General features: G+C 62.1%; 24 protein-coding genes. 3 read left to right on the top strand and 21 right to left on the bottom strand.

All coding sequences use genetic code 11. The features are described 5' to 3' along the window. Positions 1-213 precede the first annotated feature (213 nt). Positions 214-1113, top strand: coding sequence for a DMT family transporter (locus EGI20_RS10385; RefSeq protein WP_498631393.1), 900 nt, complete (start codon positions 214-216; stop codon positions 1111-1113). 25 nt (positions 1114-1138) lie between these two features. Beyond that, positions 1139-1498 (top strand): 5-carboxymethyl-2-hydroxymuconate Delta-isomerase, encoded by a 360-nt coding sequence (locus tag EGI20_RS10380; protein ID WP_498631392.1) that lies wholly within the window; start codon positions 1139-1141, stop codon positions 1496-1498. An 80-nt stretch (positions 1499-1578) separates the two neighbouring features. Here the strand turns inward: EGI20_RS10380 and EGI20_RS10375 are convergent, their stop codons facing one another. The 19 genes from EGI20_RS10375 to napF all read right to left on the bottom strand — a co-directional run bounded on the left by EGI20_RS10375 (position 1579) and on the right by napF (position 16199). After that, a complete protein-coding gene (locus EGI20_RS10375; RefSeq protein WP_498631391.1) occupies positions 1579-2238 on the bottom strand; it encodes a DsbA family protein in 660 nt (219 codons plus the stop codon). Then, positions 2228-2659, bottom strand: coding sequence for a disulfide bond formation protein B (locus EGI20_RS10370; protein WP_498631390.1), 432 nt, complete (start codon positions 2657-2659; stop codon positions 2228-2230). Before EGI20_RS10370 ends, EGI20_RS10375 begins: the two co-directional genes overlap by 11 nt. An 11-nt stretch (positions 2660-2670) precedes the next feature. Continuing rightward, on the bottom strand, positions 2671-3657 hold the full coding sequence (moaA, locus tag EGI20_RS10365; RefSeq protein ID WP_498631389.1) for a GTP 3',8-cyclase MoaA: 987 nt from the start codon (positions 3655-3657) through the stop codon (positions 2671-2673). Next, positions 3654-4487 (bottom strand): c-type cytochrome biogenesis protein CcmI, encoded by an 834-nt coding sequence (gene ccmI, locus EGI20_RS10360; RefSeq protein WP_498631388.1) that lies wholly within the window; start codon positions 4485-4487, stop codon positions 3654-3656. Before ccmI ends, moaA begins: the two co-directional genes overlap by 4 nt. After that, the gene (locus EGI20_RS10355) at positions 4484-4981 is read right to left on the bottom strand and encodes a cytochrome c-type biogenesis protein (RefSeq protein ID WP_498631387.1); all 498 of its coding nucleotides are present in this window, start codon (positions 4979-4981) and stop codon (positions 4484-4486) included. The genes ccmI and EGI20_RS10355 overlap by 4 nt, the downstream gene beginning before the upstream one ends. Then, positions 4978-5505 (bottom strand): DsbE family thiol:disulfide interchange protein, encoded by a 528-nt coding sequence (locus EGI20_RS10350; protein ID WP_498631386.1) that lies wholly within the window; start codon positions 5503-5505, stop codon positions 4978-4980. The genes EGI20_RS10355 and EGI20_RS10350 overlap by 4 nt, the downstream gene beginning before the upstream one ends. Beyond that, complete coding sequence (locus EGI20_RS10345) at positions 5502-7433, bottom strand: heme lyase CcmF/NrfE family subunit (protein WP_498631385.1); 1932 nt, start codon at positions 7431-7433, stop codon at positions 5502-5504. The genes EGI20_RS10350 and EGI20_RS10345 overlap by 4 nt, the downstream gene beginning before the upstream one ends. Further along, positions 7430-7873 carry a cytochrome c maturation protein CcmE gene (ccmE, locus tag EGI20_RS10340; RefSeq protein ID WP_498631384.1) on the bottom strand — a complete coding sequence of 148 codons (444 nt, stop codon included), beginning with the start codon at positions 7871-7873 and terminating at the stop codon, positions 7430-7432. Before ccmE ends, EGI20_RS10345 begins: the two co-directional genes overlap by 4 nt. Further along, complete coding sequence (gene ccmD, locus EGI20_RS10335; RefSeq protein WP_498631383.1) at positions 7873-8076, bottom strand: heme exporter protein CcmD; 204 nt, start codon at positions 8074-8076, stop codon at positions 7873-7875. The genes ccmE and ccmD overlap by 1 nt, the downstream gene beginning before the upstream one ends. Further along, a complete protein-coding gene (ccmC, locus tag EGI20_RS10330) occupies positions 8073-8816 on the bottom strand; it encodes a heme ABC transporter permease CcmC (RefSeq protein WP_498631382.1) in 744 nt (247 codons plus the stop codon). Before ccmC ends, ccmD begins: the two co-directional genes overlap by 4 nt. An 8-nt stretch (positions 8817-8824) precedes the next feature. After that, positions 8825-9490, bottom strand: coding sequence for a heme exporter protein CcmB (gene ccmB, locus EGI20_RS10325; RefSeq protein ID WP_498631381.1), 666 nt, complete (start codon positions 9488-9490; stop codon positions 8825-8827). Continuing rightward, positions 9490-10101: a heme ABC exporter ATP-binding protein CcmA gene (gene ccmA, locus EGI20_RS10320; protein ID WP_498631380.1), complete on the bottom strand. Its 612-nt coding sequence runs from the start codon at positions 10099-10101 to the stop codon at positions 9490-9492. Before ccmA ends, ccmB begins: the two co-directional genes overlap by 1 nt. 104 nt (positions 10102-10205) lie before the next feature. Then, positions 10206-10829: a NapC/NirT family cytochrome c gene (locus EGI20_RS10315; RefSeq protein WP_498631379.1), complete on the bottom strand. Its 624-nt coding sequence runs from the start codon at positions 10827-10829 to the stop codon at positions 10206-10208. A 14-nt stretch (positions 10830-10843) separates the two neighbouring features. Next, positions 10844-11275, bottom strand: a complete 432-nt coding sequence (locus EGI20_RS10310) for a nitrate reductase cytochrome c-type subunit (RefSeq protein ID WP_498631378.1) — start codon at positions 11273-11275, stop codon at positions 10844-10846. Then, positions 11272-12111 (bottom strand): quinol dehydrogenase ferredoxin subunit NapH, encoded by an 840-nt coding sequence (gene napH, locus EGI20_RS10305; RefSeq protein WP_498631377.1) that lies wholly within the window; start codon positions 12109-12111, stop codon positions 11272-11274. Before napH ends, EGI20_RS10310 begins: the two co-directional genes overlap by 4 nt. Continuing rightward, positions 12108-12929 carry a ferredoxin-type protein NapG gene (napG, locus tag EGI20_RS10300; protein ID WP_498631376.1) on the bottom strand — a complete coding sequence of 274 codons (822 nt, stop codon included), beginning with the start codon at positions 12927-12929 and terminating at the stop codon, positions 12108-12110. Before napG ends, napH begins: the two co-directional genes overlap by 4 nt. Continuing rightward, positions 12929-15430: a nitrate reductase catalytic subunit NapA gene (gene napA, locus EGI20_RS10295; protein ID WP_498631375.1), complete on the bottom strand. Its 2502-nt coding sequence runs from the start codon at positions 15428-15430 to the stop codon at positions 12929-12931. The genes napG and napA overlap by 1 nt, the downstream gene beginning before the upstream one ends. After that, complete coding sequence (locus EGI20_RS10290; protein ID WP_124735670.1) at positions 15427-15696, bottom strand: chaperone NapD; 270 nt, start codon at positions 15694-15696, stop codon at positions 15427-15429. The genes napA and EGI20_RS10290 overlap by 4 nt, the downstream gene beginning before the upstream one ends. Next, the gene (napF, locus tag EGI20_RS10285) at positions 15693-16199 is read right to left on the bottom strand and encodes a ferredoxin-type protein NapF (protein ID WP_498631374.1); all 507 of its coding nucleotides are present in this window, start codon (positions 16197-16199) and stop codon (positions 15693-15695) included. The genes EGI20_RS10290 and napF overlap by 4 nt, the downstream gene beginning before the upstream one ends. Before the next feature lie 302 nt (positions 16200-16501). On the opposite strand from napF, the gene rpoS reads away from it, so the two are divergent. Further along, positions 16502-17416 carry an RNA polymerase sigma factor RpoS gene (gene rpoS / locus EGI20_RS10280; protein ID WP_124735668.1) on the top strand — a complete coding sequence of 305 codons (915 nt, stop codon included), beginning with the start codon at positions 16502-16504 and terminating at the stop codon, positions 17414-17416. Positions 17417-17471: 55 nt separating this feature from the next. Here rpoS and EGI20_RS10275 read toward each other — a convergent pair whose 3' ends face one another. Beyond that, positions 17472-17819 carry a translation initiation factor Sui1 gene (locus EGI20_RS10275; protein ID WP_498631373.1) on the bottom strand — a complete coding sequence of 116 codons (348 nt, stop codon included), beginning with the start codon at positions 17817-17819 and terminating at the stop codon, positions 17472-17474. Next, positions 17816-20540 (bottom strand): transcription-repair coupling factor (gene mfd, locus EGI20_RS10270; RefSeq protein ID WP_498631372.1); only part of this gene is annotated, 2725 nt, incomplete at its 5' end. The genes mfd and EGI20_RS10275, both read right to left, overlap by 4 nt.

Here is a 20540-nt window from a genome sequence, read left to right as displayed (position 1 = left end):
ACCCGCGTGCGCCTGAGCGGCAAGGTGGACAAGGAAATCAGCGGGGTGGAAGTCGATGTGAAGTCGGTGCAGATCCTGCGTTAAGCACGTTTGCTGTTGCATGATGAAAAACGAGCCTCAGGCTCGTTTTTTTTATGGGGCGTGGTGTTAGCTTGTTTAAATATGCATTAAGGGTAGATAATGCTGTTTAAAATTTTGTGAAGCCTGCCTGCCATGCTGCCCTATCTTGCCCTGACACTGGCCATGCTGTTATGGGCCAGTTCCTTTATTGCCCTCAAGTATGTCTTTGCCGTGTTCGACCCGGTATTCGTGCTTTTTGCGCGCATGGTGATCGCGTCGCTATGCGTGCTGCCGCTGATCTTGCGTGCCGGCAAGCGCTGGCGCTATCAGGCGGGTGACTGGAAATGGCTGCTGGGGCTGGGACTGGCCGAGCCTTGTCTGTACTTTTTATTCGAAGCTAAGGCTTTGATGCTGACCAGTGCCTCGCAGGCAGCGGTGATCACCGCCACGCTGCCGATTCTGGTGACGGCCGGTGCCATGCTGTTTCTGGCCGAGCGCCATGGCCGTCAGGTGTGGGCCGGCATGGTGGTGTCGTTTGCCGGCGTGGTGTGGCTGACGGTGGGCGCCAGCAGCAGTGCCGACGCGCCCAATCCCTTGCTTGGTAATGCGCTGGAGTTTCTGGCCATGGTGTGTGGTGCCGGCTATATGCTGATCGCCAAGAAGCTGTCACCGCGCTATTCGGCGCTGCTGCTGACCGGGGTGCAGGCGCTGATGGGCTCGCTATGGTTCGGCATCGGCATGCTGACGCCGTGGGGGCAGTGGCCGGATACGCTGCCGCTCTGGCCTAGTGTATGGGTGGTGTATCTGGGGGCCTGCATCACGCTGGGCGGCTATGGTCTGTATACCTGGGCGGTGAGCAAGGTCGATGTGGCGCGCGCGGCTTCCTTTATCAACCTGATTCCGGTGTTTTCGGTGGCGCTGGCCTGGCTGATTCTGGGCGAAATGCTGAACCTGTCACAGTGGCTGGCATGTGCGCTGGTGTTCGGTGGGGTGCTGGTCAGCCAGAAAAAGCCGCAGGCGGCAATGCGGATGCCGGTGCCGGTAAAAAGCTGATCGTTTTTGTGTTAAAGGAGTCGTTATGCCCCACCTGAATATCGAATATTCGGACAATTTGTCGGCACTGGATACCGGCGCGCTGCTGTTGGCGATGAATCAGGCACTGCTGGCCTGTGGCCAGTTTGAAGAGCGCGACATCAAGAGCCGGGCACAGAGGATGGATGCCTTTCTGATCGGTGTTTCGCTAGCGCCGCGCGCATTCGTGCACGCCAGATTGTCCATTCTTGATGGGCGCTCACCCGCTACCCGGCAGGCCTTGTCCGCCTGCTTGCTGCAGGTGTTGCAGCAGCAGTGCTGGCCTGATGGTGTCGAGGTGCAACTGTGTGTAGAGGTGCTGGAAATCGAACGCGCCTCGTATGCCAAGGCGTGTATTGAGTGCTAAGCCATACTCTGTGGCAAACGGGCAGGGAATAGGGTGGAGTTGACGGCCGCGACAGGCTTTCGTCACGGCCGTCGTGATGTTTACTGCTGGCCGTAGCTGCGCGCCACTTCACCGGCCACCAGTGCCTTGAACTGGCCGACGCCGAATTCGGTCAGCGGCTTGCCGTTGACGAACAGCCCCGGCGTCATGTCGACTTTCAGCGCCTGACGGTCGGCCTCGTCCTGCTGCACGATGGCGGTGATGGCCGGCGAATTCATATCCTGCGCCAGACGTGTCATGTCCACCCCCTCATGCATGAAGATGGCGGCCACCTTGTTGGCGTCGGCCTGATGGTTTTGAGCCCAGTAAGCCTGGTTCTGATACAGGGTTTCCAGCAGCGGCCAGTAAGGCTTTTGCAGGCGGGCCGCTTCCAGCATGCGCACGATCTGGTCGGCGCCGTGGTGCAGGGCGGCGTAGCGGATCACCACTTTCACCTGCCCCGGATACTGTTCGACCATGCCTTTGACCAGCGGCGAAAACGCAGCGCAGGTCTCGCAGGCCGGATCGGTAAATTCGACGATGGTGACCTTGGCGTCTTCGGGGCCGAGTACCGGCGCATGGGCGCGTACTAGCTGTTCGTTGTTGACGCTGCCCAGGGCCGCCATGTTTTCGGCTTGCTGCGACTGGTAAAAGCGGGCAGCGCCAAAGAAGGCAAGCAGTGCCAGCAGTACGCTGGCCAGCAGGATGGATTTATTTTTCATTTCGTGGTGCTTTCGAGGCAATAAACAATAAGGTGTTGATGGCGGCAAAGGCCAGCAGCGATAACAGCGGCAGGGTGATAAAGCCGAACAGCTGCAGGTCGATCTGGGCGCAGGACGTGCTGCCCTGGCCGCAGGGTTGCAGATCCTGCGGGATCACGCCGGCGTAGAGCAGGTTGTGATAGAAGGCAGCCAGAGCGCCGATGATGCCCAGCGGCAGCGCATAGCGGATGGCTGCAGCATCCGGTTTGGCCAGACCCTGGCCCAGAATCAATACCAGCGGGAACATGGCGATGCGCTGATACCAGCACAGCACGCAAGGTTCGATGCCGACGATTTCGCTGAAAAACAGCGCGCCCAGCGTGGATGCGAGCGCGATCAGCCAGGCGATAAAGAGCAGATTCCATTGACGCGGATACAGCATATATTTCCTTGTTAGCCGCCGGTTTGCGACATAAAGCGCACGACCTGATCCGGCGTTTCGTTAAAGTGGTGGCGTTCGGGCTTGCGGGCGATGGCATCAATAATGGCGGCGCTAAGTGTCGCATCATCGGCACCCGCACGCAGCATGCGCCCCAGTTCCAGCTTGTCGTTCTGACCCAGGCACAGATAGAGCGTGCCATCCACGCCCAGACGCACGCGGTTGCACGCCTCGCAAAAATGCTGCGAGACCGGCGTAATCACGCCGAAGCTCAGCTGACCAGCGGCGTCGCGCCAGTAGCGCGCCGGTGCGCGGTTGCCGCTATTGCTTTCTGGGCTCAGGCCAAATTCGGCCGCCACGCGCTCGCCCAGTGCGCTTAGGTCCAGATAGGCAGCCGCCTGACCGGTCGCGCCTATGGGCATGGTCTCGATCAGACGCAGCACAAAGCCGTTTTCCAGCGCGTAATGCACCATGGTGTCGACGTCGCGGTCATTCACCCCGGCCTGCACCACCATATTGAGCTTGATCGGGGCAAAGCCAGCTGCGCGGGCGGCGGTCAGGCCTGCCAGCACCTGATCCAGCTTGTCGCGTCCGGTGATGCTGGCAAAACAGGCCTTGCTCAGCGTGTCCAGGCTGACATTCAGGCGCTGCACGCCTGCCTGTTTCAGCGCGGCCGCGTGACGTGTCAGCTGGGTGGCATTGGTGGACAGCGACAAATCACGCAAGTTCGCGATGGCGGCAATCTCTTTGACCAAGGTGCTCAGGCCGCGGCGCAGCAACGGTTCGCCGCCGGTCAGTCTGACTTTGGCTACGCCCAGCCCGACAAACAGCCGCACCAAGCGCGCCATTTCTGCGTGGCTGAGCCAGTGCTCTGGCTCTTCGAAGCCCTTGAAGCCTTCGGGCAGGCAGTAAGTGCAGCGCAAGTCGCAGCGGTCGGTGACGGAGACGCGCAGATAGTCGATGCTGCGCCCGAAACCGTCTATCAGTCTGGGGGGATTCATGGCCGGACCTTGTTATTGCTATGTGCGGCCTGCTCGCGCGCAGCCTCGCTCATCATGTCGATAAAGCGCAGCCGTTCGGGATCGCCCGTTTCCAGTTGGCGTGCCTGGTCCAGATGCGCAAGCGCACGCGCCGTGTCTTTGGCTTCCATCAGGGTTTGCGCAATAAACACATGCAAGGCACTGTCGTCCGGGTTATGGGCGATGGCGCGCTGCAAAATGGCTAGTGGCGGATGCGGCTGCTTGCCCGCCGGTGCCATCACCAGCGCCATGCCGTATTCGGCCAGCAAATTGGGTTCCTCATCCAGCGAGGGTTCGATGCGGGCAAAGGCGTCCACTGCCGCATCGTAGTCGCCCAGCACATAGTAACTGTGCGCCAGCATGGCCCAGCCGGCCTTGTCATCCGGATTGGCCGCCAGTCGCGCCGCCAGCTTGTGCACCATATCATCGGCCTGCATCGGGCTTTCCGGCTGCACGCCGTTCACCATATCGAAGCGCCCCAGATAGGCATAGGTCGCCGCCGATAGCGTCAGGGTCAGGCATAGTGCCGTGCCCAGCAAGACAGGTGCGAGGTGGCCGGATGCGGCCGACGCCAGAGCCGGGGCGGCTTTTTCTTCTTCGGCCACGCGTCGGGCCAGATCCTGGCGCAGCGCCGCAGCTTGAGCCTCATTCAGTTCACCATTGGCGCGCTGCTGTTCCAGCATCAGCCAGTCATCATCCTGTACGGGGCGCAGATCGGCGCCGCAGTGTTTGGGCGGGCGCCATAAAGGCCAGACAAAGGCCAGCGCGATAAGCAGGCTTAAGCCCAGTACGGCAAGCAAAAAGGCAGTCATGCCAGGGTGTCCTTGTTCTGTTGGGCCAGCAGGGCGTTGATGCGCGCGGCGGTCGCGGCATCCGGCGGCGGGGCATCTTGCTGTTTTTGCCGCTGCACAATATGCCTGAGCATCAGTGCACCGCAGCCCAAGAGGACAAACGGTCCCAGCCACAGCAGCCAGGTCAGCGGCTTGAATGGCGGGCGGTAGCGCACGAAATCGCCATAGCGCTCGGTGAGGAAGCTGATGACTTCGCTGTCGCTATGGCCGTCGGCGATCAGCTTGCGCACTTCGCGCCTGAGGTTTTGCGCCAGCTTGGCATTGGAGTCGGCCAGCGTTTCGTTCTGGCACACCAGGCAACGCAGTTCGCGCGAAATGGCCTTCAGGCGTGCATCAACAGCAGCCTCGTCCGGGCTGAGCGCCGGTGTTGCGGCGAGTGCCAGCGTGGTGCAGACCAGCAACAGCATGGCGACCAGGGTCTGCAGCCAGAGCAGGGTATGGCGGGTGCGCTTCATGCCTGCAGCTTCCGTATCAGTGGCAGCAGGACGTCGTTGATGCTCTGCTCGGTCACCGGGCCCAGATGGCGGTAACGGATCACGCCCTGCTTGTCGATGACGAAAGTCTCGGGCACGCCGTAGACGCCGTAATCGATGCTGACCCGGCCATCGTCATCGGTCGGGGTGGCCAGATACGGGTTGCCCAGTTCGGCGAGCCATGCACGGGCGGCACCGGCCTCATCCTGCTGGTTCAGGCCGACAACAGGCAACTGCTTGGCTAGCTGGCCGATCAGCGCATGTTCGCTACGGCAGGCAGCACACCAGGATGCCCACACATTAAGCAGCCACACTTGGCCGTGCATCTGCGCCGGCGAAAAGCTGGCCTGCGGATTCTCCAGCAGGGGCAGGGTGAAGGCGGGGGCCGGCTTGTCCAGCCGCTGCGAGGGCAGTTCGCGCGGGTCTTTGTCCAGACTGGCGGCAAAAAATCCGACCATCACCACAAACACCGCCAGCGGCAGGGCCCATATCCATTGTTTTTTCATTGTGCTTTCCTTTTGCCCGGACGATAGCGCCGGTCTGCCACCGCGATCAGTCCGCCCACTGCCATCAAGAGGCCGCCATACCAGATCCAGCCGACAAAGGGCTTGTGATAGAGGCGTATGCCCCAGGCCGTGTCGCCTATCTTGTCGGCCAGTGCCACATAAACATGGGCGAGCAGGCCGTCGTGGATGGCCGCTTCGGTCATCGGCATGCCGGGCATGGACAGGTAAACGCGCTTTTCCGGCTTGAGCGTGGCCACCGCCTTGCCATTGCGGCTGACAGCGATGCTGGCTTGCTCGCCCAGATAATTCGGGCCTTCTAGCGGACCCGCCCTTAGCAGGGTAAAGCGGTAGCCGGCCAGCGTGGCGTGTTCGCCCGGGGCTAGCGCTACATCGCGTTCGCTCTCGTAGCCCGAGGTCAGGGTGATGCCGATCACGGCGATAGCGACGCCGATATGCGCCAGATGCATGCCCCAGACGGCAAGCGCAGGGCGCTGGCCTTTGCGCAGACGGCTTGCCAGATCAAGCAAGGCCGACAGCGTAATCCATAGCGCCAGCGCCACACCGATGACGGCTAGGGCCGACACTTTGCCCACGCCCCAGACCCACAGCACGGCCAGCAAGCACGAGACGAGCAGCACCCAGCCCAGACGCCGGGTGATTTCGGCCAGTGCATGCGCCTTCCAGCGCGTCACCGGCCCCACGCCCAGCACGAACAGCAGCGGCAGCATCAGCGGCACGAATACCGCATTGAAGTAGGGCGGGCCGACCGAGAGTTTGCCCAGATCCAGCGCGTCGATAATCAAGGGGTAGAGCGTGCCCAGCAGCACCGAGCCGGTGGCTACGCATAGCAGCACATTATTGGCTAGTAGCAGCGACTCGCGTGACAACGGCTCGAAGCGGGCATGGCTTTGCAGTGCCGGCGCCTTGAGGGCAAACAGCAAAAGCGAGGCGCCAACCACCAGCGCCGTCAGTACCAGAATGAACAGGCCGCGTGACGGGTCGGATGCGAAGGCGTGGACCGAGGACAATACGCCCGAGCGCACCAGAAAAGTGCCCAGCAGCGATAGCGAAAAAGTGAGGATGGCCAGAAGCACGGTCCAGCTTTTGAACACGCCGCGCTTGTCGGTGGCGGCCAGCGAGTGCATCAGCGCGGTGCCGGCCAGCCACGGCATAAAGGACGCGTTTTCCACCGGATCCCAGAACCACCAGCCGCCCCAGCCCAGCTCGTAATAGGCCCACAGGCTGCCGATGGCGATGCCCAGCGTCAGGTTGACCCAGGCAAAGGTGGTCCACGGCCGCGACCAGCGTGCCCAGGCCGCATCGATGCGGCCGGACATCAGCCCGCCTATAGCCATGGCAAAGGCGACCGAGAAACCGACATAGCCCATATAAAGCAGGGGCGGGTGGATCACCAGCCCCGGGTCCTGCAGCATGGGGTTCAGTTCGCGCCCTTCCAGCGCCGGAATATCCAGCCGGGTAAACGGGCTGGAAGTCAGCAGCAGAAACAGGCCGAAGCTGCCGGCAATCCAGCTCATCACCGCGATTACGCGGGCGAGCAGTGCCGGGTCCAGCGCGCGCGAAGACAGCGCCACCGCCAGCGTCCACAGGCAGAGCAAGAGCAGCCACAGCAGCAGCGAGCCTTCATGCCCGCCCCAGACCGCAGCCACGCGGTAGACCGTGGGCAGCAGGGTACTGGAATGCTGGGCGACATAGCCGACCGAAAAATCGTTGAGCAAAAACAGCGCAGTCAGGCAGGCAAACGACAGCAGCACCAGAGTGCTGAGCGCGAACGCCAGCGGGCGTGCCGCCGCCATCAGCCGGCTGTCGTTGAGCGCCGCAGCCGTAAACAGCAGGGCGCCGGACAAGAGCGACAGCACGACGGCGGCAATCAGACTAAACAGGCCCAGTTCGGGCAGCATGGCCATCATGGCTGCTCCACCGTCTGGCCTGCGCGTTCGAGCGCATCGGCGGCCTCGGGCGGCATATAGTTTTCGTCATGCTTGGCCAGCACTTGCGAGGCCTGGAATACACCATCTGCCCCCAGCACGCCTTGCACCACCGTGCCTTTGCCCTCGTTAAAAAGGTCGGGCAGGATGCCCTGATAGCGCACCGGCACACTATGCACCTTATCGCTTACGGCAAAGCTGACCTGCAAGCCGCCGGCGCTGCGCTCGATGCTGCCAGGCACTACCAGGCCGCCGATGCGCAAGGTGCGATCGGTGGCGACTTGCTTGGTTGCCACCTCGGTCGGGGTATGGAAAAACACCAGATTGCTGCGAAAGGCATTGAGGATCAGCGCGCTGGCGATGCCGATGATGGCGAGAGCCGCCACGACCAGCAGCAGGCGTTTTTTTCTTTGTGGATGCATCAGTCTTGTCCTGTGTGGCGGGGCTTGAGCGCGGGTCGTGCCGCTTTTGTCTGCTGGCGGATTTCATCTGCCACGCGCCGCGCACGGCGCGACAGCAAAGCCGTTTCCAGTGCCAGCAGCAGCAAGGTCACGCCGAACGAGCCCCAGACATACAGGCCGTAGCCACCCATATGCAAAAAGGCGGAAACGCTGTCCCAGTTCATCGTGCGTCTCCCGCGAGCTGTCGTCTGGCCCATTCGCTGTCGCCTTCACGCTCCAGCAGCAAAGTGCGCGCACGCTTGAGCGAGGTGGCGATGGTGTAGGCCCAGGCGGCCAGCGCCATCACCAGCATGCCTGCGAGCATGGTAGAAGCCATGGACGGGGCGCGCGTCAGGCTGACCGATGCCCCCTGATGCAGGGTGTTCCACCATTTGACCGAGAAATAGATCACCGGCACATTGACCACGCCGACCAGCGCAAACAGCGCACAGGCACGGTCGGCGCGGCGCTCGTCGTCAATGGCGGCACGCAGTGCCATCAGTGCCAGATACAGGAATAAGAGAATCAGCTCCGAAGTCAGCCGTGCATCCCACACCCACCAGGCGCCCCACATCGGCTTGCCCCACAGCGCCCCGGTCCACAGCGACAAAAAGGTAAACAGTGCGCCGGTGGGCACCAGTGCCTGGGCCATCACCATGGAGATGCGGGTCTTCATCACCAGGCCCATCGCGCTCCAGAAGGCGATCACCAGATAGATGAACATCGACATCCACGACACCGGTACATGCACGAAAATAATGCGGTAGCCCTCGCCTTGCTGGAAGTCGGTCGGTGCGACGAAAAAGCCCAGATACAGGCCAAGCGTGGTCAGTAGCAGCGCCAGCGCAAAAAACAGCGGCGACAGACGGCCGGCCAGCGCGTAAAAGCGGGGCGGCGAGGAGAAATAGAACCAGTTGATCTTCATGGTGTGTGCTATTCGCAGGCAAGTTCAAGACAGGCGGCACTGGCAAACGGGGCAAAAAACACCGATAGCAGGCAAAGCGCCGCGAGGATGGACAGTTCGGCCTCAAAGCCGCTGCCGCTTTGTGCGCCGGCCACCGCCAGCGCGCCGAAAATCAGCACCGGGATATACAAGGGCAGCAACAGCAGCGACAGCAGCATGCTGCCGCTACGCAGGCCCAGCGTCAGTGCGGCGCCTATGCTGCCGACAAAGACCAGCGCCAGCGTGCCAAGCAGTAGTGTCAGCGGCAGCAGTAGCAGCGCGCTGCCGGACAGCTCGAACTGCAGGCCCAGAAGCGGCGATACCAGCACCAGCGGCAAGGCCGAGCCCAGCCAGCGTGCCAAAGCCTTGGCCGCGACCATCGCCGGCAGAGGCAGGGGGCTGAGCAGCAACTGCTCCAGCGTGCCATCGCGCCAGTCACCTTCGAACAGCTCGCCCACCACGATCAGCGAAGAGAGCAGGGCGCACACCCATAACGCCCCCGGCCCCAGCGCCCGCAATAGTTGCGGTTCTGGATTGATCGACAGCGCGAACAAGGTGGCGCACAGCACAAAGAAAAACAGCGCGGACAGCGCGTCGCCAGGCTTGCGCAGCACCAGCGCGCATTCGCGTTTGAATAAAACCAGCGCCAGACTCATCAGGCGAAGTCCTCCAGCGCCAGCACCCGCACGCCGGTGACGGCCGCGTGATGGGTGAACAGTACACGCCCGCCCGCTGCCGCATGGCGGTGTATGGCCTGCCATAGCCGGCGGCAGGCGGTGTCATCCAGCGCGTTGAAGGGCTCGTCCAGCAGCCAGAGCGGACGAGCCAGCAGGGTGAGGCTGGCCAGTGCCAGACGCCGGCGCTGGCCTTGCGACAATAGGCGCGCGGCCAGCGGCCATTGCTCGGCCACCTGCCACTGCGCAAGCGTCTCCCGTATGGCGTCGTCGTCCAGTTGCACACCGGCCAGACGCAAGCTGGTGCGGATATTTTCGCCCACGCTTAAGGCGTCCTTGAGTGCCGGCTGGTGCGTGCACCAGGCGAGGCGGGCGCGCCAGGCGTGGCTGCGCGCATCGACCGCCTGGCCTTGCCAGCGCAGTTGCCCGCTTTGCAAGGGCGCGAAACCGGCGATCTGGCGCAGCAAGCTGGTCTTGCCGCAACCATTGCTGCCGGCAAGGTGCAGCACTTCGCCGGCGCCCAGGCTAAAGCCCAGTCCGGAAAAAAGCGTGCGCCGGCCTTTGCGGCAGCCAAGATCTATGGTTTCAAACATGCGTAAACGGGCACCAAAAAAAGGGGAGGATTTTACATTAGAAAATAGCTATATGCTTGCATTTAAAGAGAAAAACCGGCCGGACGGGCAGTCCGGCTGGATTCTTACTCTGCGTTGTCTGCGTGGATCTGTGCGCCACCTTCGTTCTGCTGGCCTATGCCCTGATCGACCGGTGGCATGCGGTGGGCGATGCCCTTATGGCAGTCGATGCAGGTCTGGCCGGCGGCTTGCGCTTCTTCATGCTTGAGCGCCGAGCGCGTGCCTTGCACGCTGGTGTCCATAAACTCGAAATTGTGGCAGTTGCGGCATTCGCGCGAGTCGGACGCCTTCATCCGCGCCCACTCGTTCTGGGCCAGACGCAGGCGGTTGGCTTCGAACTTCTCCGGCGTATCGATGGAGCCGGTGAGCTTGCCCCACACCTCTTTGGACGCCTGTGCCTTGCGTATCATCTTGTGGACGAAGTCCTTGGGCACATGGCAATCCGGGCAGGTGGCGCGCACGCCCGAGCGGTTGTTGTAATGGATGGTTTCCTTGTATTCCTCGTAGACATTGTTCTTCATCTCGTGGCAGGAAATGCAGAAGGACTCCTGGTTGGTCGCTTCCATCACGGTATTGAAACCGCCCCAGAAAATAATGCCGGCCACGAACAGGCCGAGCACCGTCCACGGGCCGGTTTTCTTGAACCACTGCCATGCGCGCTGGTGCAGCTTGGGTTTGACTTCACTCATGGTGTTCTCCGGGCTTATTTCTTGAAGGTGTTGCCAACCAGCGGCTTGGCATCGACCTGAGGGACATGGCACTGGGTGCAGAAGTAGCGCGCTGGCGACAGATTGGATAGTTCCTGGCCGGAACGGCTCTTGAAGTGGGTGACCGGCACGCGCGTGGTGTTCATTTCCACGTAACGGCTGGACGAGTGGCAGTCCATGCACTTGTTGAAGTTCTTGCTGATCTCGTAGCGGCTGACATCGTGCGGCACCAGCGGCGGCTGCTGCACATAGTCACGCACGATGCGCTTGGTGTCCTTGATCGGCTTGTACATATCGGCCTTGCTATTGCCCAGTTCGGCACGGGCTTCCAGTGGCGCATCGGCCGGGGCTGCGTGGGCGGCAAAACCGGCAGGGAACAGCAGGGCACAAAGCGCGGCGATTAACGCCAGACGGGAGAGTTTATTCACGGTTTCTGACTCCTGATTTCAAAACGGTGGCCGAAGCGGAACACCTGCTGCTCGCAGACGTCGATGCAGCGACCGCAGTTGCTGCAGGCGCCGCTTCGGATAATGGATGTGCCTTCGCCTTTGAGGACGGGCTTGAGTACCTGGGGTTCGGGGCAGACCTTGAAGCAGTCCATGCAGTCGTCGCAGGCCGCGCGCTTGTCGGCGCGTATGCGCAGCAGCGCGCCCTTGCCCAGCAGGCCGTAGGCGGCACCCATCGGGCAGATATGGCCGCACCAGCCGCGCTGGGCGATGGTCAGGTCGTAGACGAAGATGGCGGCCACCAGCACCAGCGACAGACCGGTGCCGAAAATCAGCTCGCGCTGCAATAGCGAGACCGGATTGACCAGCTCCCACAGCAAGGAGCCGCTGATGGCGCTAAACAGCAGCACCGAGCCCAATAGCCACAGGCGCAGGCTTTTGGCCGGCGCATGCCCGCCCTTGATGCCGGCACGGCGTCTCAGCCACAAGGCGCTGTCGGTGACGGCATTGACCGGACACACCCAGGCGCAGAAGCTGCGACCGCCGGCTAGCAGATAGAAGGCGATGACGATGGCGGCGCCGATCACGGCGGTCAGTTCGGGCAAATGGCCGGCCGCCAGCGACTGGGCCAGCACGAACGGGTCATTCAGCGGCACGGTGTCGGCCACCAGGCTGGCACTGAGGTTGCCCTTGAGCAGCCACAGCCCGCCCAGATAGCCGGACAGGCTGCCCGAGAAGGCAAACAGCAACAGGATGGCGGCCTGGCTGAGGCGACGCAGGATCAAAAAGCGTTCCCGCAGCAAAAAGCTTCGCTTCATGGTTTCCACTCCCCATCCAGTGGCGGCGGCGTCCAGGTCGACCCGGCGCTGGTCTCCAGTCCGCGCACCGGCAGTTCGACCATATCCTCGCCCAACAGCGATTGGCCGTGGTTGCCGGCCTTTTGCTCCCAGCCCAAGCGGTAGTGCGCGCCCAGCTTGCCCTTGGCTTGCGCCAGTGGCAGCACCTTGATCGCCGCCTCTTCCAGAACGCAGGCGTGCTCGCACTTGCCGCAGCCGGTGCAGTGCGCCGAATGCACGGTAGGCAGCAGCATGCCGTGGCGGTCCGAGCGCGGGTTGCGCTGCTTTTCCAGCGTGATCGCCTCGTCTATCGCCGGGCAGACGCGGTAACAGACGTCACAGCGCAGGCCAAGAAAGTTGAGGCAAGTCTCCTGGTCCAGCAGCACGGCCAGGCCCATGCGCGCCTGATTGATGTCGCTAAGCCGAGGGTCGAGCGCGCCGGTCGGGCAGTGCTGCAGGCATGGAATGTCGCTGCACATCTCGCAGGGGATGTGGCGTGCCTTGAAGTAGGGCGTGCCCACGCCCAGGCCTGCACCCAGCGGCGCCAGCTTGAGCGTGTCGTACGGACAATCGCGCACGCACAGGCCGCAGCGCACGCAGGCCGATAAAAAATCGGCCTCGGGCAAGGCGCCGGGCGGACGCAGGGCATCGGCCGGGGCGCTTTGCACCTGCGTGCCATAGCTGGCCAGACCTGCGCCCACCATGCCGGCGGCGCAGGCCACGCCCAGCGAGCCGGACATGAACAGCCGGCGCACAGGGTTGGCGAGCTTGCCGCTGACCGGTTTGGCCTGCTTGCTCATCAGAGCTTGACCACGCGCACGGCGCATTTCTTGTAGTCGGTCTCTTTCGAGAGCGGGCAAGTCGCGTCCAGTGTCAGCTTGTTGATCAGGCGGCCTTCATCGAAGAAAGGCACGAACACCAGACCCTTGGGCGGCTTGTTGCGGCCGCGGGTTTCCACCGAGAGCTGGATCTCGCCGCGGCGCGACTGGATCTTCACCTGCTGGCCACGCTTGATGCCGCGCCGTGCCGCGTCGTCCGGGTGCATGAACAGCTGGGCATCCGGTACCGCGCGGTACAGCTCGGGCACGCGCCGCGTCATGGTGCCGGTATGCCAGTGCTCCAGCACGCGGCCGGTACACAGCCACAGATCGAAGTCCTTGTCCGGGCTTTCCGCCGCCGGCTCGTACGGCAGCGCGATGATGCGTGCCTTCTTGTCCTTGTAGCCGTAGAAGCTGAAGTTCTCGCCCTTTTTCACATACGGGTCGAAGCCTTCACGGTAGCGCCACAGCGTTTCCTTGCCGCCCACCACCGGCCAGCGCAGGCCGCGCGCCTTGTGGTAGGTGTCAAACGGGGCAAGGTCATGCGCATGGCCGCGACCGAAAGCCGCGTAGTCCTCGAACAGGCCTTTTTGCACGTAAAAGCCGAAGTGTTTCGACTCGTCGTTCATATAGCCCTTGCCGTTGACCTTCTCGACTTCGGCCAGGGTAAAGCGCTTGATATGCGGCTGGCCGTACAGCACGTCGTACAGGGTCTTGCCACGGTACTCCGGCTTCTTGGCCAGCAAGGCCGCCGGCCACACTTCCTCCATCTTGAAGCGCTTGGAGAACTCCATGATCTGCCACATATCGCTCTTGGCTTCGCCCGGTGCCGCCACCTGCTGGCGCCAGAACTGGGTGCGGCGCTCGGCATTGCCGTAAGCGCCTTCCTTCTCCACCCACATCGCCGTCGGCAGGATCAGGTCGGCCGCCTGGGTCGAGGCGGTCGGATAGGGGTCGGACACGATGACGAAGGCGTTCGGGTTGCGCCAGCCTGGGTACAACTCTTCATTGATATTGGGGCCGGCCTGCATATTGTTGTTGCACTGCTGCCAGTAGACCTTGATCTTGCTGTCTTTTAGCGCGCGCGCCATCGCGACCGCGTGCAGGCCGACTTTGGCCGGAATGGTGCCGTCCGGCAGTTTCCAGATGTTCTCTGCAGTCTTGCGGTGCTCGGGGTTGGTGACCACCATATCGGCCGGCAGGCGGTGGGCGAAGGTGCCCACTTCGCGCGCGGTGCCGCAGGCCGAAGGCTGGCCGGTGAGCGAGAACGGGCCGCAGCCGGGCTGCGAGATTTTTCCGGTCAACAGGTGGATGTTGTAGACCAGATTGTTGGCCCAGGTGCCGCGGGTGTGCTGGTTAAAGCCCATGGTCCAGAAGCTGACCACCTTCTTTTTCGGGTCGGCATAGGTTTCGGCCAGCTTTTTCAGATTGGCAGCCGGCACGCCGGAAATTTTGGCGGTGTACTCCAGCGTGTAGCTGGATACGAACTTCTTGTAGGCGGCAAAATCGATAGGCGACATCTTGCCGGAGTTGGCGTTCTTGGCCTTTTTCTCCAGCGGATGGGTCGGGCGCAGGCCGTAACCGATATCGGTGTCGCCCTTCATGAAAGCGACGTGCTTGTTGATGAAGTCCTGATTGACGCGGCCGCTACTGATGATGTGGTTGGCGATGTAGTTGAGAATGGCCAGATCGCTTTGCGGCGCGAACACCATCTTGTTGTCGGCCAGCTCGAAGCTGCGGTGCTGGTAAGTCGACAGCACATGCACTTCGCTGTTCTTGCTGGACAGGCGACGGTCGGTGATGCGGCTCCACAAGATCGGGTGCATCTCGGCCATATTCGAGCCCCACAGTACGAAGGCATCGGCTTTTTCGATGTCGTCGTAGCAGCCCATAGGCTCGTCCATATTGAAGGTGCGCATGAAACCGACCACGGCCGAGGCCATGCAGTGGCGCGCGTTAGGGTCGAGGTTGTTGCTGCGCAGACCGGCCTTCATGAACTTGGATGCGACATAGCCTTCCCAGATCGTCCATTGGCCCGAGCCGAACATGGCGATGGAGTCCGGCCCCTGCGTTTTCAGCGCTTCCTTGTACTTCAGCTCCATGATGTCGAAGGCCTGCTTCCACGAGATCGGCGTGAACTTGCCGTTCTTGTCGTATTTGCCGTTCGTCATGCGTAGTAGCGGTTTTTGCAGCCGGTCCTGGCCGTACATGATCTTGGACAGGAAATAACCCTTGATACAGTTCAGGCCACGGTTGACCGGCGCATCCGGGTCACCCTGGGTGGCCACCACGCGGCCGCCCTTGACCCCGACCAGCACCGAGCAGCCGGTGCCGCAAAAACGGCAGGCAGCCTTGTCCCACTTGATGTCGCCAGCAGCGGCCGCCTGGGCGCTACCCGCCAGCATCGGCATCTGTACCGCGATGGCGGTTGCCGCCGCTGTTGCGGCATTGGCCTTGATGAAATCGCGTCGATTTAGGGTCATTGTGATTTTTCCTGATTAAACAAGCTGGGGATATCGCCCTCGTCCGCGTAGGCGTAAACGAGAGACACATTGAGTACGCCATCGACGTCGTGCAGCGCGACATAGGCATCGGCCGCCTCGCGCGTGTTGTCCTTGTCGATGACTACGACCACACGACCATCGTCGGTGGCGGCATGGATTTCCACGCCGTCCATGGCTTCGAAGGCGGCACATACCGCATGGCGTTTTTCTGGAGTGCAGCGCACGGCAACGCCGGAAACATTCATGGCTGTTTGTCCTTATGGGGAGTGGGGGCGAGCGTGATGGCGGCGGCCGGGCAGGCGCGGACGCATTCGCCGCAACCGGTGCAGGCTTCAAGTGCTAGCAGCGGGCGTGGTGCCTGGCCTATGGCCAGCTCGAAGCGGATGGCATCCGCATCGCAGCTTTCACCGCACACCCGGCATTCGATCTGTTGTGCGGCGAGGCAATTTTTAGCGATGAGCGCCTGCCACGGCAGGCTATGGGCCGCTTGCCGGCTCAGGGCGCCGCTTGGGCAGGCCGCTTGGCACTGGCCGCAAAAACTGCAGCCGCCGCGCTTCATGTCCAGTACCGGAAAACCGCCTTGGCCGGCCGTGATAATCCCTTCGGGGCAGGCGCGCGCGCAGTCGCCGCAGCGGGTGCAGCGGTTTTCCAGTTGGGTGTCAGGCAGCGCACCTGGCGGATAGAGCTGCGCCTGGCGACGGCGGCCCCAGTTGCCGCGTAGCAGATCGGCACGGCTCAGTGCTTGCATATCGAGGCTTGGACTTAGGATTTTCAATAGGGAGTAAATACCATCTATCAAATTAGCCAAGTTTGATTTGCATCAATACTGGTCTAAGCCGGCTATCCGGCTAGTTCGTGAGGACTAGGCGAACTAGTTCTAAAGACGTAGATAAGGGGGGATGGTGTCGCTTATCAGTTTGATGGGTTCAGTTGTGTCACTTGTCATCAACAATTAACTTGTAATGGTTTATGCGTGCTGTATAAATAGATTTGTCTTTGCCGGGTGCGAATGTCACCAGTTGGTGACGGGTAAACCGTTGAGGAGGGAATATGGACGACGAACTGGAGTTGCTGGAACTGGATGCTTCTGAAGAAGAACACGGTGATGTGGCTGCCGTCGAGTCCGAGCGCGAGGAGGTGACCGACATCATCCAAGTCTATCTCAACACAATAGGGCAAAAAGCCCTGCTCAAACCGGCAGAAGAACTGGCCTTGTCCCGGCGCGTGGTCGCCGGCGATTTTGATGCCCGCCAGGAGATGATCTCGCGCAATCTGCGTCTGGTCGTCAATATCGCCAAGCGTTATACCAACCGCGGTCTGCCGTTTCTCGACCTGATAGAGGAAGGCAATATGGGGCTGATGCACGCGCTGGACAAATTCGACCCCGAGCGCGGCTTCCGTTTTTCTACTTATGCCACCTGGTGGGTGCGGCAAAATATCGAGCGCGCCATTATCAACCAGTCGCGCACCGTGCGTCTGCCGGTGCATATCGTCAAGCAGCTCAATAGTTATTTGCGCATTCAGCGCAAGCTGGAAGCCCGTCTGGGCTATGAGCCGACACATCGTCAGATCGCGGACGAGGCGGGGGCGGACGAGGCGATGGTGCGCGAGATGATGAATCTGAACGAGCGCATGTTGTCGCTGGATTCCCCCTTGAGCGATGACCCTGCACTCAGCCTGGGCGATGCCATTCCCGACGAGTCGCAGGATGTGCCCGAGTTGCAATTGCACCTGAAGCAGGTCAACCGCTATGTCGAAGGCTGGATGAGCGAGCTGCCGGCCAAGATGCGCTTCGTGGTTGAGCGGCGTTACGGCCTGGCCGGGCAGGAGGTGAGGACGCTGGAAGACTTGGCCCTCGAACTGGGCCTGACCCGTGAGCGCGTGCGCCAGATCCAGATCGAGGGCCTGGAACACCTGCGCCGCCGTTTACGCCACCATGGCGTGGACAGAGAGGCGCTGGCCTGAGTGTCATTTTTTCCTGCTCTTGGCTTTACCTGAGTCGAGAGCAGGCATCAGGCACTTATCCTCCAGCCTTTTTCACTACCCAGCCTTGCGCCGTCAGTTGCGGCAAGACTTTGTCTATATGCCCGCCCTGAATTTCAATCACCCCGTCCTTGACCGTGCCGCCGGCGCCGCAGAGCGTGCGCAGGCGTTTGGCAAAGGCGGCCAGCTCGTCGGCCATTAGCGGCACGCCGCTAATGGCGGTGACTTCCTTGCCGCGTCTTACTTCGCGGCGTACCCGTACCACGCCGTCGCCCTTGGGTAGTTGCGCCTTGCAGATGCAGGCTGCTTGCGGCTGGCCGCATTGCGGGCACATGGTGCCGTGTTCGGTGGAGTAAACCAGACCGCCTAATCCCTTGTGTTTCATTGCAGTGCTTTCAGTATTTCTTTGACTTTAATCACGCGTGCCGGCACCTCGTCCAGCTTCACTTCCACCCGCAGCTTGTCCGGCCCTGCCATCTTGTAGCCTTTGCCGCTTTGCATCAGTGCGATGATTTTCATCGGGTCGATATCGGGCTTCTTGACGAAAGCCAGCTGGATGACGCTGTCGCTGGCTTCCAGCTTGGCGATGCCCAGCGGGCGAGCCAGCAGGCGCAACAGATGGCTTTCGATCAGTGTTTTGACCGCTTGTGGCGGCAGACCAAAGCGGTCGATCAGCTCTTCGTAGATGGCGTCGATTTCTTCGCTGCTCTCGCAACTGGCCAGACGCTTATAGATGACCAGCCGCTCGTGCACGCCCGGGCAATAGGCATCGGGTAGCAGTGCCGGGCTGTACAGGTTGATCTCGGTGGTCACGCCCAGCGGTGCATCCAGATCCGGCTCACGCCCTTTTTTCAGGTCGCGTACCGCCTGCTTGAGCATCTCGGTAAAGAGACCAAAACCCACTTCCTGCATCTCGCCCGACTGGCCCTCGCCCAGCACTTCACCGGCACCGCGGATTTCCAGGTCGTGCATGGCCAGATAAAAGCCGGCGCCCAGCTCGCCGGAGAGCTGGATTGCTTCGAGGCGTTTTTGTGCGTCGCGCGTCATGCCGTCCGGGGTGAGCAGGTAGGCATAGGCCTGATGGTGGCTGCGTCCGACGCGGCCGCGCAACTGGTGCAATTGCGCGAGGCCGAAGCGGTCGGCGCGGTTGATCAGGATGGTGTTGGCGTTGGGGATGTCGATGCCGGTTTCGATAATGGTCGAGCACAGTAGTACATTGCTGCGCTGCTGCATAAAGTCGCGCATCACCTGCTCCAGCTCGCGCTCGGCCAGCTGGCCATGGGCGACGGCGATGCGCGCCTCGGGCACCAGTTCGGCCAGTTTCTGGCGCATGTTTTCTATGGTGTCGACTTCGTTGTGCAGGAAGAACACCTGGCCGCCGCGCTTGAGTTCGCGCAGCACCGCTTCGCGTATGACCGCGTTACGCGTCGGGCTGACGAAGGTTTTGACCGATAGCCGCCGGCTGGGGGCGGTGGCGATCACCGAAAAGTCGCGCAAGCCTTCGATCGCCATGGATAGCGTGCGCGGAATCGGCGTCGCGGTCATGGTCAGCACGTCGACGTTGGCTCTGAGGCGCTTGAGCTGCTCTTTCTGGCGTACGCCGAAACGGTGTTCCTCGTCGATGATGACCAGCCCCAGCCGCTTGAACTGCACATCCGGCTGTACCAGCTTATGGGTGCCGATCACGATATCGACCGAACCGTCGGCCAGCCCAGCCAGCGCAGCCTTGGTTTCCTTGGCGCTGTTAAAGCGCGACAGTGCGGCGATTTTCACCGGCCAGTCGGCAAAGCGGTCGGCAAAGCTTTGTGCATGCTGCTCGGCCAGCAGCGTGGTTGGCACCAGTACCGCCACCTGCTTGCCGCCCAGTACCGCGACAAAGGCGGCGCGTAGCGCGACCTCGGTCTTGCCGAAGCCGACATCGCCGCACACCAGGCGGTCCATCGGCTTGCCCGAGGTCATGTCGGCGATGACCGCGCTGATGGCATCTGCCTGATCCGGCGTTTCCTCGAAGCCGAAGCCGGCGGCAAAGGCATCGTAATCGTGATGGCTCATGGCAAAGGCGTGGCCTTCGCGCGCCGCGCGTTGCGCGTACAGGTTCAACAGTTCGGCTGCGGTGTCGCGCGCCTTTTCCGCCGCCTTGCGCTTGGCCTTGTCCCATGCCGGATTACCCAGCTTGTGCAGCTGCACTTCGTCGCTGGCTTGACCTGCATAGCGCGAAATCAGCGCCAGTTGCGATACCGGTACATAGAGGATGGCGCCGTCGGCGTACTCCAGCTGCATCATCTCGGTTTCGCCCACGCCCAGGTCCAGGTTGATTAGGCCCTGGTAGCGGCCGATGCCGTGCGCCTCGTGTACCACCGGGTCACCGATCTTGATTTCGGCCAGATCGCGCAGCATGGCATCGGTACTGCCGGCCTTGCGCCGCCGGCTATGGCTGCGCGTGACATGCTGGTACAGCTCGGACTCGGTGACAACGGCAATGGCAGGCTCGGTGAGGGCAAAGCCGGCCCATAAGGGGCCCACGGCAATGGCGAGCCTGGCCTTGCCGTCAATAAAGCCGGCCCAGTCGTCGCACGGCTGGGGCTTGATGCTATTGTCGGCAAGAAACTGCAACAGGGTTTCGCGCCGGCCCAGACTCTCGGCCAGAATCAGTACGCGCGAGGCGGTGCTGCCGATAAATGCCGCCAGCTTTTGTAGTGGCGCATCGGCGCGGCGTTCGACCGCCAGCGGCGGCAAGGGCAATACCGGCAAGGCGGGGATGTCGCCGCTGCCGGCTTCAAAGCGTGCCAGCTGCTTGATTTGCCCCATTAGCGCGTCGGGGCGCAAAAAGACATCAGCCGGCGGCAGGATGGGGCGCTCGGGATCGTTTCGGCCCATCTGGTAGCGCGACTCGATATCGCGCCAGACGTTCTCCGCTTCTGCCTGCACATCATCCAGCAGTACGGCCAGCGGCGGCTGGCTGAAGTAGTCGAACAGGGTGGCGGTTTCGGCAAAAAATAGCGGCAGGTAATACTCGATGCCGGCTGGCCAGGCACCGGCCGAGACATCGCGGTAAATGCGGCTGCGGCTGGGGTCGCCTTCCATGCGCTCGCGCCAGTGCTGGCGG

The organism is Aquitalea sp. S1-19 (genome assembly GCF_024343515.1).
The sequence above is the reverse complement of the archived record's forward strand: the minus strand, read 5'-3'. Positions and strand labels throughout refer to the sequence as shown.